8 protein-coding genes are annotated in these 13,082 nt (G+C 57.4%); 3 read left to right on the forward strand and 5 right to left on the reverse strand.

All coding sequences use genetic code 11. From position 1 onward, the window contains the following. Positions 1 to 81 precede the first annotated feature (81 nt). Positions 82 to 1,398 (forward strand): gluconate transporter, encoded by a 1,317-nt coding sequence (gntT, locus tag ACDO57_RS19740; protein WP_024907902.1) that lies wholly within the window; start codon positions 82 to 84, stop codon positions 1,396 to 1,398. 86 nt (positions 1,399 to 1,484) lie between these two features. Here the strand turns inward: gntT and malQ are convergent, their stop codons facing one another. Then, positions 1,485 to 3,566 (reverse strand): 4-alpha-glucanotransferase, encoded by a 2,082-nt coding sequence (gene malQ, locus ACDO57_RS19745; RefSeq protein WP_370884477.1) that lies wholly within the window; start codon positions 3,564 to 3,566, stop codon positions 1,485 to 1,487. 9 nt (positions 3,567 to 3,575) lie between these two features. Next, positions 3,576 to 5,969, reverse strand: coding sequence for a maltodextrin phosphorylase (gene malP / locus ACDO57_RS19750; protein WP_370884478.1), 2,394 nt, complete (start codon positions 5,967 to 5,969; stop codon positions 3,576 to 3,578). 585 nt (positions 5,970 to 6,554) lie between these two features. Here malP and malT point away from each other — a divergent pair. Beyond that, positions 6,555 to 9,260: an HTH-type transcriptional regulator MalT gene (malT, locus tag ACDO57_RS19755; protein ID WP_024908893.1), complete on the forward strand. Its 2,706-nt coding sequence runs from the start codon at positions 6,555 to 6,557 to the stop codon at positions 9,258 to 9,260. 62 nt (positions 9,261 to 9,322) lie between these two features. Here the strand turns inward: malT and ACDO57_RS19760 are convergent, their stop codons facing one another. Genes ACDO57_RS19760 through glpE form a run of 3 tightly spaced genes read right to left on the reverse strand, consistent with a single transcriptional unit; the run spans position 9,323 to position 11,308 of the window. Beyond that, positions 9,323 to 10,081, reverse strand: coding sequence for a DeoR/GlpR family transcriptional regulator (locus tag ACDO57_RS19760; RefSeq protein WP_008503060.1), 759 nt, complete (start codon positions 10,079 to 10,081; stop codon positions 9,323 to 9,325). A gap of 16 nt (positions 10,082 to 10,097) precedes the next feature. Then, positions 10,098 to 10,928 carry a rhomboid family intramembrane serine protease GlpG gene (gene glpG, locus ACDO57_RS19765; RefSeq protein ID WP_048991798.1) on the reverse strand — a complete coding sequence of 277 codons (831 nt, stop codon included), beginning with the start codon at positions 10,926 to 10,928 and terminating at the stop codon, positions 10,098 to 10,100. A 47-nt stretch (positions 10,929 to 10,975) separates the two neighbouring features. Then, positions 10,976 to 11,308, reverse strand: a complete 333-nt coding sequence (gene glpE / locus ACDO57_RS19770; RefSeq protein WP_008503062.1) for a thiosulfate sulfurtransferase GlpE — start codon at positions 11,306 to 11,308, stop codon at positions 10,976 to 10,978. A 188-nt stretch (positions 11,309 to 11,496) separates the two neighbouring features. Here glpE and glpD point away from each other — a divergent pair, with 188 nt between their 5' ends. Beyond that, positions 11,497 to 13,005, forward strand: coding sequence for a glycerol-3-phosphate dehydrogenase (gene glpD, locus ACDO57_RS19775; RefSeq protein WP_032648306.1), 1,509 nt, complete (start codon positions 11,497 to 11,499; stop codon positions 13,003 to 13,005). The last annotated feature ends 77 nt before the right edge of the window (positions 13,006 to 13,082 follow it).

The following is a 13,082-nucleotide window of genomic DNA, read 5'->3' on the forward strand; positions in this document are numbered from 1 at the left end:
TCTCTGTTCCCAGTTGGGACAATCGGAATGTGTCGTTGAAACAATGACGTTACCCATAACAATTCAAAGGCCAGGTAAATCATGCCATTAGTCATCGTTGCTATCGGTGTTGTGTTATTACTGCTCTTGATGATCCGTTTCAAAATGAACGGATTTATCGCTCTGGTTCTGGTGGCACTTGCAGTCGGTCTGATGCAGGGTATGCCGCTGGTTAAAGTTATCAGTTCCATCAAAGCCGGTGTCGGCGGCACGCTCGGCAGCCTGGCGTTGATCATGGGCTTCGGCGCCATGCTCGGTAAAATGCTGGCGGACTGTGGTGGCGCCCAGCGTATTGCTACCACGCTTATCGACAAATTTGGTAAGAAGAATATTCAGTGGGCAGTGGTGTTAACCGGTTTTACCGTCGGTTTCGCGCTGTTCTACGAAGTGGGCTTCGTGCTGATGCTGCCGCTGGTGTTCACCATCGCGGCTGCCGCGAGCATCCCGCTGCTGTATGTTGGCGTGCCGATGGCTGCGGCGCTGTCCGTGACCCACGGCTTCCTGCCGCCGCACCCGGGTCCAACCGCTATCGCGACCATCTTCCACGCGGATATGGGTAAAACCCTGCTGTTCGGTACGATTCTGGCGATCCCGACGGTGATTCTGGCAGGCCCGGTTTATGCCCGCTTCCTGAAGGGCATTGATAAGCCAATCCCGGAAGGTCTGTACAGCGCCAAAACCTTCACCGAAGAAGAGATGCCTGGTTTTGGCGTCAGCGTCTGGACTTCTCTGGTACCGGTGATCCTGATGGCAATGCGTGCCGTGGCTGAGATGATCCTGCCGAAAGGTCATGCGTTCCTGTCCGTTGCGGAATTCCTGGGTGACCCGGTGATGGCAACGCTGATTGCCGTGCTGATCGCGATGTTCACCTTCGGTCTTAATCGCGGCCGTTCAATGGATCAGATCAACGACACGCTGACCTCGTCCATCAAAATCATTGCCATGATGCTCCTGATCATCGGCGGTGGCGGTGCATTCAAGCAGGTTCTGGTCGACAGCGGCGTGGACAAATACATCGCTGCCATGATGCATGAAACCAACGTGTCGCCGCTCCTGATGGCCTGGTCTATCGCTGCCGTGCTGCGTATTGCGCTGGGTTCTGCGACCGTTGCGGCGATTACCGCAGGCGGTATCGTTGCTCCGCTGATTGCTACCACGGGCGTGAGCCCTGAGCTGATGGTTATCGCCGTCGGTTCCGGTAGCGTGATTTTCTCTCACGTTAACGACCCGGGCTTCTGGCTGTTCAAGGAGTACTTCAACCTGACGATCGGTGAAACCATCAAGTCCTGGTCCGCGCTGGAAACCATTATTTCGGTGTGCGGTCTGGTCGGGGTGCTGCTGCTCAATATGGTGGTCTGATGTAAAAAAGCCGGGTGGCGCTGACGCTTACCCGGCCTACATTCTATTCCCTCTCCCCCTGGGAGAGGGTTAGGGTGAGGGTGAAATTACCGCTTCTTACCCACCGCTCTTCTGCGCTTATCCAAATCCTTAATCAGCCTGTTCACCCCATCATCGGCAAACATCTTCTCAAGCGTGGTGGACAGCTTGCGACGCCAGTTCTTGTACTGATAGCTGGTGCCCGGAATGTTCACCGGCTCCGCCATATCAATCCAGTCTTCCGGCTGCAGGCCCAGCAGGGCGCTGTTGCTGTCGGCAATATAGCGCTGCAAACCGCGGTTGAGGGTCGCGGTCATCGACATCAACGACGCCTTATGCCCGGCGCGTTTCGGCAGACAGCCCTGCTCGTGCAGCGCATCCAGCAGCCCCTGCTTAGAAAGCTCGCGATCCTGATACAGGCCGCGCAGAACCTCTTCATCAGGATACAGTCCCAGCGTTTTGCCGAGCGTCAGATCGCCGCTTTCCCAATAGCCACGAAGCGTAGGAAGGTCATGCGTCGTCGCGACTGCCATTGACTGTTCAGGGTACGCTTTCGGCGCGCGGAAGGTTTTCTCATGGTCGTTTTCAAAATAGAGCACTTTGTAGGAGTAGACGCCGCTGTCGCGGAGCTTGCTGACAATTTCCACCGGCACGGTACCGAGATCTTCACCGATCACCATGCACTGGTGACGCTTACTTTCCAGCGCCAGGATCGACAGCAGATCGTCAACCGGGTACTGCACGTACGCCCCGTGATCCGCCGTTTCACCGTACGGGATCCACCACAGGCGCAGCACGGACATCACGTGGTCAATACGCAGCGCCCCGCAGTTCTGCATGTTCGCGCGCAGCAGGTCGATAAACGGCTCGTAGGCGCGCGCCGCCATGACGTGCGGATCCATTGGCGGCAATCCCCAATTCTGACCGAGCGGGCCAAGGATATCCGGTGGCGCACCCACGGAGGCTTTCAGACAGTAAAGCTCACGGTCGCACCAGGTTTCCGCGCCGCCTTCCGCCACGCCGACGGCCAGGTCACGATACAGGCCGATCGGCATCTTATAGCCCTGGCTCACCTGCCAGCAGGCGGCAAACTGGCTGTACGCCAGCCACTGCAGCCACAGGTAGAAGTCCACCTCATCGGCATATTTTTTACAGAACGCTTTTACTTCCGGCGTGTCGACGGACTGATACGCTTCAGGCCAGACCGGCCAGCCCCAGCGCATTTCGTCCTCTTTCACCTGATACGCGTGCAGCGCATCAAACGCCGCCTGCCAGTACAGGCTCTCGCCCTCCTGCGTCACGAACTGGCGGAACGCGGCCATCTGCTCGTCGTCACGCTGCGAAAAGCCTTTCCACGCCAGGCGCAGCGCGGCCATTTTCAGCGCCGTGACGGTGGAATAGTCCACCCAGTCTGCGTCGCGCGCCTGCTTCAGTGCCTGCTGCGTGGTGCTAAGTTTCCACCACGCCTGCGCCTCTTTGCTGTTTTTGAAGTCATCTAAGGCGTTAACGTCGATATAAATCACGTTCAGCCAGCGACGGGACGACGGGCTATACGGGCTGGCGCTCTCCGGGTTGGCGGGATAAAGCGCGTGGATCGGGTTGAGGCCGATAAACGCGCCGCCGCGCTCGCCCACGGATGCCAGCATGTTCTTCAGATCGCCAAAATCACCGATGCCCCAGTTGCTGTCGGAACGCAGCGTGTAGAGCTGCACGCAGGCGCCCCACAGCTTTTTGCCTTCAAGCAAAGCCTGCGGCTCGTAGCAGCGTTTTGGCGCGACGATCACCCGGCAGTGGAAACGCCGATCGTCCTGGGTGAGCGTGAGGGTGTGATAGCCCTCCGGCAGCTTCGCCGGAAGGTTTAACGTTTTGCCGCCGGTGGCGTGACCTTTGTGCTGATGCCCCTCTTCGGTGGTCAGCAGCCAGCTAAACTCGCCGCGCCCCTCCACCGCCAGCGGCATCTTTTTGCCTGCGGTGAATACCTTCACGTTCGGCACCGGCGCAGCCGACGCTTTCGCGTCGGTTTTGTGCATAGCGTCCAGCAAACGTCTTTTGGTGTCGGCGCCAATAGACTGCGGTTTGCCGTGAGCATTAATGTAACTGAGGCTGATCCCCGCCGCCTGCGCGGCGCTGTCCAGACGTTTACTCTCCATCGCGCTTCCTTAGCGTTTTGCCTGCCAGATACGTGCCTGATAATCACGGATTGAACGGTCAGAGCTGAACATACCGCAGCGGGCGGTGTTCAGGATGCACGCCCGGGTCCACGCTTCCTGGTCGCGATAGAGCACGTCGACCTGCTTTTGCGCTTCGACATAGGCCGTGAAGTCCGCCATCACCAGATACGGGTCACCGCCGTGTTTGTCCATGCTGTGCAGCATCTGGTCAAACGCGTGCTTGTCGCCGTCGCTGTATTTACCGCTTTCCAGCTCCTTCAGCACTGCATCAAGCACTTTGTCTTTCTTACGCCATTTCACCGGGTCATAGCCTTTGGCCTTGATGGCTTTCACCTCTTCCACGGTATGGCCGAAGATAAAGATATTCTCTTCCCCCACCTTCTCGGCGATTTCGACGTTGGCCCCGTCGAGCGTACCGACGGTAAGCGCGCCGTTCAGCGCCAGCTTCATGTTGCCGGTACCGGACGCTTCTTTCCCTGCGGTAGAGATCTGCTCGGAGATATCCGCCGCCGGGATCAGCATTTCAGCCGCCGAGACGCAGTAATCCGGCAGGAACACCACCTTCAGCTTGTCGCCCACTTTCGGATCGCTATTGATCGCCGCCGCCACTTTGTTGATGGCGAGGATGATGTTTTTCGCCAGGTAGTAACCCGGCGCCGCTTTCGCACCGAACAGGAACACGCGCGGCACGCGGTCAGCCTGCGGGTTCTCGCGGATCTCTTTGTACAGCGCCAGAATGTGCAGCAGGTTCAGGTGCTGGCGTTTGTACTCGTGCAGACGCTTGATCTGGATATCGAAAATCGCATTCGGGTTGATTTCAATCCCGGTACGCATTTTCACGAACTCCGCCAGGCGAACCTTGTTCTCATGCTTGATCGCACGGTACTGCTCGCGGAATTTCGCGTCGTCGGCCTGTTTTTCCAGGTTGATGAGCTGGTCCAGATCGTTGGCCCACTCTTTCTTCAGGGTCTTGTCCAGCAGGCCGGCCAGCAGCGGGTTGCACTGCTTGATCCAGCGACGCGGCGTGATGCCGTTGGTCACGTTGTGGAATTTGGTTGGCCACAGCTGGTGGTATTCAGGGAACAGATCTTTCACCACCAGATCCGAGTGTAGCGCCGCCACGCCGTTCACCGCAAAGCCGCTGACTACGCACATGTTCGCCATGCGCACCTGCTTATCGTGCACCACCGCCAGCTTCGCCCAGACCGCTTTGTTACCCGGCCAGGTTTTATCCACGAGCTTTTTAAACTGGTCGTTAATCTTGTTGATGATCTGCATGTGGCGCGGCAGCAGCGTTTTCACCAGCTTCTCATCCCAGCACTCCAGCGCTTCTGGCATCAGGGTGTGGTTGGTGTAGGCAAAGGTACGGCTGGTGATGGCCCAGGCGTCATCCCAGCTCAGCTGATGCTCGTCGATCAGCACGCGCAGCAGTTCCGGGATCGCAATCGTCGGGTGCGTGTCGTTGAGCTGAATCACTTCAAAGTCCGGCAGCTGAGCCAGCTTGCGGCCCGCCAGGTGATGGCGACGCAGAATGTCCGCCACGGAGCAGGCGCACTGGAAGTACTGTTGCATCAGGCGCAGCTTTTTACCGGCCAGGTGGTTGTCGTTCGGATAGAGGACTTTGGTCAGCTTCTCGGCGTCGATACCCTGCTGCTCGGCGCGCAGGAAATCGCCGTCGTTGAATTTGGTCAGGTTAAACGGATGGGCATGCTTCGCCTGCCACAGACGCAGCGGCTGCGCCACGCCGTTACGGTAGCCAAGCACCGGCAGATCCCAGGCTTCACCGGTGATGGTGAACGCAGGCTCCCAGAGCCCCTGCTTTGTCACTTTCCCGCCAATGCCAACCTGCACATCCAGCTGCGCGTTGTGGCGGAACCACGGATAGGTATTGCGATGCCAGTCGTCCGGCGCTTCCATCTGATGACCGTCAGCGAACGACTGACGGAACAGGCCGTACTGGTAGTTCAGGCCGTAGCCAATCGCCGACTGGCCGACGGTCGCCATGGAGTCCAGGAAACAGGCCGCCAGACGTCCCAGGCCGCCGTTGCCCAGCGCCGGGTCAATCTCTTCTTCCAGCAGGTCGGTCAGGTTAATGTCGTGCTCTTTGAGGACGTCACCCACCTCCTGATACCAGCCGAGGTTCAACAGGTTGTTGCCCGTCAGACGGCCAATCAGGAATTCCATTGAAATGTAGTTTACATGGCGCTGGCCTTTTACCGGTTTTGCCAGGGGTTGAGCATCCAGCTGCTCTGCGAGCGCACCGCTCACTGCCTGCCACCACTGGTGAGGCGTCATTTCGTTTGCAGCATGAAGGCCAAAACGCTGCCACTGACGCGTCAGGGCAGCCTGGAATTGAGCTTTGTTGAAGGTAGGCTGTGACATAGGGGATCGGCATCCTTTAGAAAGAAAACACAAGTTGGCGCTAGTGTGCCTGGCTCATTTCCCCTCTTCCTCCTCCCGTGGGGGATTAGACAGGGAGGAGTAGCGGGGATGAGCAGAAAAGTGTGATCGAGGCCACTCTCAGAGCATAGTTCGAGTGTGCCCGGAAGATAAAAAAGTAACCGAGGATAATGTCAAAGAAATGAAATGCAGTTTCGGGTGAAATCAAACCCCACCGAAATAATTACTTACGTAGAATAATATTTCTGCAATCACGTAATCGCTAAGGAGATTATTAATCTCCCTTAACTTTACCAGCAGTATATTAAATTTGACGTCACTATCCCTTTCTGAAACCAGTTTCAGCGCAGCGGTAACCAGTACAGACAAGCCAGCAGTGACGCGGCGTCAAAGACCTTTCCAGAAAGTTCCATCTTCTTCCTGAATGTTTTGTGACAGAGTGCAAATTCACAGCCACCAAATCCAGACATAACTTGCAATAGTTAACTTATTGGCCGACCTTATATCCATTAATTACGAAGCGCAAAAAAAATAAAATCTCTCGTTCCCCACAGTGAAGTGAAACCTATGTTGATTCCGTCTAAATTAAGTCGCCCGGTTCGCCTTGACCATACAGTGGTCCGCGAACGTCTGTTGGCTAAACTTTCCGGCGCGCATAATTTCCGACTGGCGCTGGTTACGAGCCCTGCAGGTTATGGAAAAACAACGCTCATTTCGCAATGGGCCGCAGGTAAGAGCGATCTTGGCTGGTACTCCCTCGATGAGGGCGATAACCAGCAAGAGCGTTTTGCCAGCTATCTGATTGCTGCCATACAGCAAGCCACCCATGGACACTGCGTCGCCAGTGAGATGATGGTGCAAAAGCGCCAGTATGCCAGCTTGTCTTCCCTTTTCTCTCAGCTGTTTATCGAACTGGCCGAATGGCATCGCCCGCTTTACGTGGTGATTGATGATTATCATCTCATCACTAACCCGGTGATTCATGAATCGATGCGTTTCTTCCTGCGCCATCAGCCGGAAAACCTGACTTTAGTCGTGCTGTCACGCAACCTGCCGCAGCTGGGTATTGCCAACCTGCGCGTGCGCGATCAGCTTCTGGAAGTGGGCAGCCAGCAGTTGGCCTTTACCCACCAGGAAGCAAAACAGTTCTTTGACTGCCGCCTGACCTCACCGATTGAGGCCGCCGAAAGCAGCCGTCTGTGTGATGACGTTGCGGGCTGGGCCACGGCGCTGCAGCTTATCGCCCTCTCTGCCCGGCAAAACAACAGTCCGGCGCATCAGTCTGCGCGGCGTCTGGCGGGCATCAACGCCAGCCACCTTTCTGACTACCTGGTGGATGAGGTGCTGGACAGCGTCGATCCCTCGACGCGTAATTTCCTGCTGAAAAGCTCTCTGCTGCGTTCCATGAATGATGCGCTCATCGTGCGGGTGACGGGCTGTGAAAACGGTCAGCTGCAGCTCGAAGAGATTGAACGTCAGGGCCTTTTCCTGACGCGCATGGACGATCCGGGCGAGTGGTTTAGCTATCACCCGCTGTTTGGTAGCTTCCTGCGCCAGCGCTGTCAGTGGGAAATGGCGGTTGAACTGCCGGAGATTCACCGCGCCGCTGCCGAAGGCTGGATGGCACAAGGTTTCCCGAGCGAGGCCATCCACCACGCGCTGGCCGCCGGTGATGCCAGCATGCTGCGCGATATCCTCCTCAACCATGCATGGGGCCTGTTTAACCACAGCGAACTGACGCTGCTGGAAGAGTCCCTCAAAGCCCTGCCGTGGGAAAGCCTGCTGGAGAACCCGCGTCTGGTGCTGCTGCAGGCCTGGCTGATGCAGAGTCAGCATCGTTACAGCGAAGTGAACACCCTGCTGGCGCGCGCCGAGCAGGAGATGGAAAGCGAAATGGATACCACCCTGCACGGCGAGTTCAACGCGCTGCGCGCTCAGGTGGCCATTAACGACGGCGACCCGGACGAAGCTGAACGACTGGCGATGGTCGCGCTGGATGAACTGCCGCTGGCTAACTTCTACAGCCGCATCGTGGCGACCTCGGTGCACGGCGAAGTGCTGCACTGCAAAGGCGATCTCACGCGTTCGCTTTCACTGATGCAGCAAACCGAGCAGATGGCGCGTCGTCATGATGTCTGGCACTACGCGCTGTGGAGCCTGATCCAACAGAGTGAGATTTTATTCGCGCAGGGGTTCCTGCAGGCCGCCTGGGAAAACCAGGAAAAAGCGTTCCAGCTGATTCGTGAACAGCACCTGGAACAGCTGCCGATGCACGAGTTCCTGTTGCGTATTCGCGCTCAGCTGCTGTGGGCATGGTCGCGTCTGGATGAAGCAGAAAGCTGTGCCCGTCAGGGTGTGGATGTTCTTTCCAGCTTCCAGCCGCAGCAGCAGCTACAGTGTCTGGCGCTGCTGGTGCAGTGCTCGCTGGCGCGCGGCGATCTCGATAACGCCCGCAACCATCTTAACCGCCTGGAAAACCTGCTCGGCAACGGCCAGTATCATAGCGACTGGGTATCGAACGCCGATAAGGTTCGGGTGATTTACTGGCAGATGACCGGCGACAAAAAATCCGCCGCCAACTGGCTGCGCCAGACGCCAAAACCGGAATTTGCCAACAACCACTTTCTGCAGAGCCAGTGGCGCAACATCGCCCGCGCGCAGATCCTGCTCGGTGATTTAGAGCCCGCAGAGATTGTCCTGGAAGAGCTGAACGAGAACGCGCGCAGCCTGCGCCTGATGAGCGACCTGAACCGCAACCTGCTGCTGCAGAACCAGCTCTACTGGCAGGCGGGTCGTAAAAATGATGCCCAGCGCGTGCTGCTGGAGGCGCTGCAGCTGGCTAACCGCACCGGGTTTATCAGCCACTTTGTGATTGAAGGTGAAGTGATGGCGCAGCAGCTGCGTCAGCTTATTCAGCTCAACACGCTGCCGGAGCTGGATCAGCATCGCGCCCAGCGTATTCTGCGCGAGATTAACCAGCATCATCGGCACAAGTTCGCGCACTTCGATGAGAACTTCGTTGAACGTCTGCTGAACCACCCGGAAGTGCCGGAGCTTATCCGCACCAGCCCGCTCACCCAGCGCGAATGGCAGGTTCTGGGGCTGATCTATTCAGGCTACAGCAACGAACAGATTGCCGGTGAGCTGGCGGTGGCGGCGACCACCATCAAAACGCATATCCGCAACCTGTACCAGAAGCTGGGCGTGGCGCATCGTCAGGATGCGGTACAGCATGCGCAGCAGCTGTTGAAGATGATGGGGTACGGAGTTTAGGTTTTTTGCGGCCTGATGCCCTCACCCCGACCCTCTCCCACAGGGAGAGGGAGAACGGCGTTTCAACACAACTCTAACTGCAAATTATTATCTTTAATCACCTGCATCACGCCCGCCGGCGGCATCACGTCGGTGTAGACCGCATCCACCATGCTGATGCTGCCCATGTTCACCATCGCGTTACGGCCAAACTTCGAATGGTCTACCACCAGCATCACGTGACGCGAGTTTTCAATGATCGCGCGCTTGGTGCGCACCTCGTGGTAATCAAACTCCAGCAGCGAGCCGTCGCTGTCGATGCCGCTGATCCCCAGAATGCCGAAGTCGAGGCGGAACTGAGAGATAAAATCGAGGGTCGCTTCGCCGATAATCCCGCCGTCGCGGCTGCGCAGTTCGCCGCCCGCGAGGATGATGCGGAAATCGTCTTTCTGCATCAGGGTATTGGCCACGTTCAGGTTGTTGGTGACCACGCGCAGGTTCTCGTGATCCAGCAGGGCATGGGCGACCGCTTCCGGCGTGGTGCCGATATCAATAAACAGCGTTGCCCCGTTTGGGATCTGGCTGGCGACCTTGCGGGCAATACGCTCTTTCTCCGCCGTCTGCGTGGCTTTACGGTCGTGCCAGGAGGTGTTAACCGAGCTGGACGGCAGCGCCGCGCCGCCGTGGTGGCGAAGAATACGGTTCTGATCGGCCAGGTCGTTCAGGTCACGACGGATGGTTTGTGGGCTGACGGCAAACTGCTCCACCAGCTCTTCGGTGCTGACGTATCCCTGTTTTTTTACCAGTTCGATAATGGCGTCATGACGTTGTGTTTGTTTCATCAATTATCCCTGAGAATTATGTTCGTTTTCGCGCATGGAGCGTGTCGGCAAACGCCATCGCCAGCCCCACGGCCAGCCCGGCGACGTGTGCACCGTTGGCGATAGACATACCAAACAGATCAAACCATCCGGCAATTAGCCATATTAACGCAAAGGTTATTAATCCGCGTTGCAGATAGATGCCGCTTTCCGGGTCGCGCTCCCCGCGAAGCCAGACATAGCCCATCAGGGCATACACAACGCCCGACAGCCCGCCGAACCACGGCCCGCTGAACTTGTGCTGCACGTAGCCGCTCAGCAGGGCGCTGATAAGGGTGATAACGATCAGCTTGCCGCTGCCCAGACGCTTTTCAACGGCACCGCCGAGATACCACCACCAGAGCAGGTTAAAGAGGATATGCATCACCGAGAAGTGCATCAGCGCGTGGCTAAAGTAGCGCCAGACGTCAAACTCAAGTGACGGATCATAGGGCCACGCCAGGGCAATCATCACGCTCTGGTCGCCGACCACGTTCATGATAATGAAGACAATGATGCAGGCCGCCATCAGCAGCAGCGTAAACGGGCCCGCGCGCTCGCGAATGGTGGCGATGAAGGGAAAGCGGCTGTAGTGCAATCCGCTTCCGGTCTGGCCGGACTGCCAGCTTGCCGCCAGATAGCGCGGGTCGCCAGGGTTCTCAAGAAAACGCGCCAGCTCCTCGTTTACCCGCCCGGCCTGGCTCTCATCGGCCAGCCAGACGTCGGTCTGCGTATGTTGCTGAATAGTCAGAATAACGCCCTGCGTCGCCATATAGTCGACAAACGCCTGGGCGACGCGCGGGTTGGTAAAAGAGGTGATCATCAACATGGGCAGCGGTCGCTTATTTCCACACAAAAGGGGACAGTATAGCGGGATCAGCGCTCAAAAGCGTATTCCACTTCTGCCGGGAAATGACGATGCCAGGCATCGAAGCCGCCGTCGACGCTGTATACCGCGTCGTAGCCCTGCTGAAGCAGATACTGCGCCGCGCCTTTGCTGCTGTTGCCGTGATAGCACATGACCATCACCGGCGTGTCGAAGTCGTTATCGCGCATAAACGCGCCCAGCGTGTCGTTGGTGAGATGGAACGCGCCCGGCGTATGGCCCATCGCAAAACTCTGCGGATCGCGGATGTCCACCAGCACCGCTTTTCCCTGGTGCATCTTCTGGTGGGCTTCTTCTACGTTAATACATTCAAACTGATCCATGGTGTTCTCTTTACAGTGGTCAACGACAAGATTTTACCCCGTAGTGTACGTCCTGGCGGCGGGTAAACGCCATTATGTTATCCATATCACTCTAAATTGTTTTTTTGATGTTACCAAAAGCGCGTTCCTTTGCTATTATGAGCGATATCGAACATTTCTGAGCTTTAACGAAAGTGCATGAGGGTGTTATGGAAACCAAAGATCTGATTGTGATAGGCGGTGGCATCAACGGTGCCGGTATTGCGGTCGATGCCGCAGGACGCGGTTTATCCGTACTGATGCTGGAAGCTAACGATCTCGCCTGCGCGACGTCGTCCGCCAGCTCCAAACTGATTCACGGTGGCCTGCGCTACCTGGAACACTACGAATTCCGCCTGGTCAGTGAAGCGCTGGCCGAACGTGAAGTGCTGCTGAAAATGGCCCCGCATCTGGCGATTCCGATGCGCTTCCGCCTGCCCCATCGCCCGCATCTGCGTCCGGCATGGATGATCCGAATTGGTCTGTTTATGTACGATCATCTGGGTAAACGCACCAGCCTCCCGGGTTCGAAAGGTTTGCGTTTTGGCTCAGAATCGGTCCTTAAGCCTGAAATCGTGCGCGGATTCGAATATTCCGACTGCTGGGTGGACGATGCCCGCCTGGTGCTGGCGAACGCGCAGATGGTTGAGAAGAAAGGTGGCGAGGTGAAAACCCGTACCCGCGCGACCGCTGCCCGTCGTGAAAACGGCCTGTGGATTGTGGAAGCGGAAGACATCGATACCGGCGAGAAATTCAGCTGGAAAGCGCGCGGTCTGGTGAACGCTACCGGCCCGTGGGTGAAGCAGTTCTTCGACGACGGCATGCATCTGCCTTCGCCGTACGGCATCCGCCTGATCAAGGGCAGCCACATTGTGGTGCCGCGCGTGCATACCCAGAAGCAGGCTTACATTCTGCAGAACGAAGATAAGCGCATCGTGTTTGTGATCCCGTGGATGGACGAGTTCTCTATCATCGGCACCACCGACGTGGAGTACAAAGGCGATCCGAAGAACGTCGAGATCGACGAGAGCGAAGTGAACTACCTGCTCAAAGTGTATAACGCGCACTTTAAGAAACAGCTGTCACGCGATGACGTGGTCTGGACCTACTCCGGCGTACGTCCGCTATGCGATGACGAGTCTGACTCTCCGCAGGCCATCACCCGTGACTATACGCTCGATATTCACGATGTAGACGGTCAGGCGCCGCTGTTGTCCGTGTTTGGCGGCAAGCTGACCACCTACCGCAAGCTGGCCGAGCACGCGCTGGAAAAACTGGCGCCGTACTACAAAGGCATTGGCCCGGCATGGACCAAAGGCGCGGTGCTGCCCGGCGGTGATATCGGCGGTAACCGCGATGATTACGCCGCGAAGCTGCGCCGTCGCTTCCCGTTCATCACCGAAGGGATGGCGCGCCACTATGCCCGCACCTACGGCAGCAATACCGAGCTGTTCCTGGGCGATGCGAAGGACATTGCGGATCTGGGCGAGCATTTCGGCCACGAGCTGTACGAAGCCGAGCTGCGCTACCTGGTTGAGCACGAGTGGGTGCGTCGTCTGGACGATGCTATCTGGCGCCGTACCAAAGAAGGGATGTGGCTCAACGCCGAACAGCAGTCTCGCGTGGCGCAGTGGTTACTGCAAAATGCGGGAAAGCGTGAGCTGTCGCTAGCGTCTTAATGCGATCGGTGCGGGCTGATACCCTCACCCTGCCCCTCTCCCACAGGGAGAGGGAACAAACACTAAAAACGGCAACC

The organism is Enterobacter cloacae complex sp. 2015409, from assembly GCF_041365315.1.
Classification (GTDB): Bacteria; Pseudomonadota; Gammaproteobacteria; order Enterobacterales; family Enterobacteriaceae; genus Enterobacter; species Enterobacter pseudoroggenkampii.

Coding starts and splice junctions, on each gene's coding strand:
- gntT (WP_024907902.1), top strand. CDS start 82: ATGCCATTAGTCATCGTTGCTATCGGTGTTGTGTTATTACTGCTCTTG.
- malQ (WP_370884477.1), bottom strand. CDS start 3,566: ATGGAGAGTAAACGTCTGGACAGCGCCGCGCAGGCGGCGGGGATCAGC.
- malP (WP_370884478.1), bottom strand. CDS start 5,969: ATGTCACAGCCTACCTTCAACAAAGCTCAATTCCAGGCTGCCCTGACG.
- malT (WP_024908893.1), top strand. CDS start 6,555: ATGTTGATTCCGTCTAAATTAAGTCGCCCGGTTCGCCTTGACCATACA.
- ACDO57_RS19760 (WP_008503060.1), bottom strand. CDS start 10,081: ATGAAACAAACACAACGTCATGACGCCATTATCGAACTGGTAAAAAAA.
- glpG (WP_048991798.1), bottom strand. CDS start 10,928: ATGTTGATGATCACCTCTTTTACCAACCCGCGCGTCGCCCAGGCGTTT.
- glpE (WP_008503062.1), bottom strand. CDS start 11,308: ATGGATCAGTTTGAATGTATTAACGTAGAAGAAGCCCACCAGAAGATG.
- glpD (WP_032648306.1), top strand. CDS start 11,497: ATGGAAACCAAAGATCTGATTGTGATAGGCGGTGGCATCAACGGTGCC.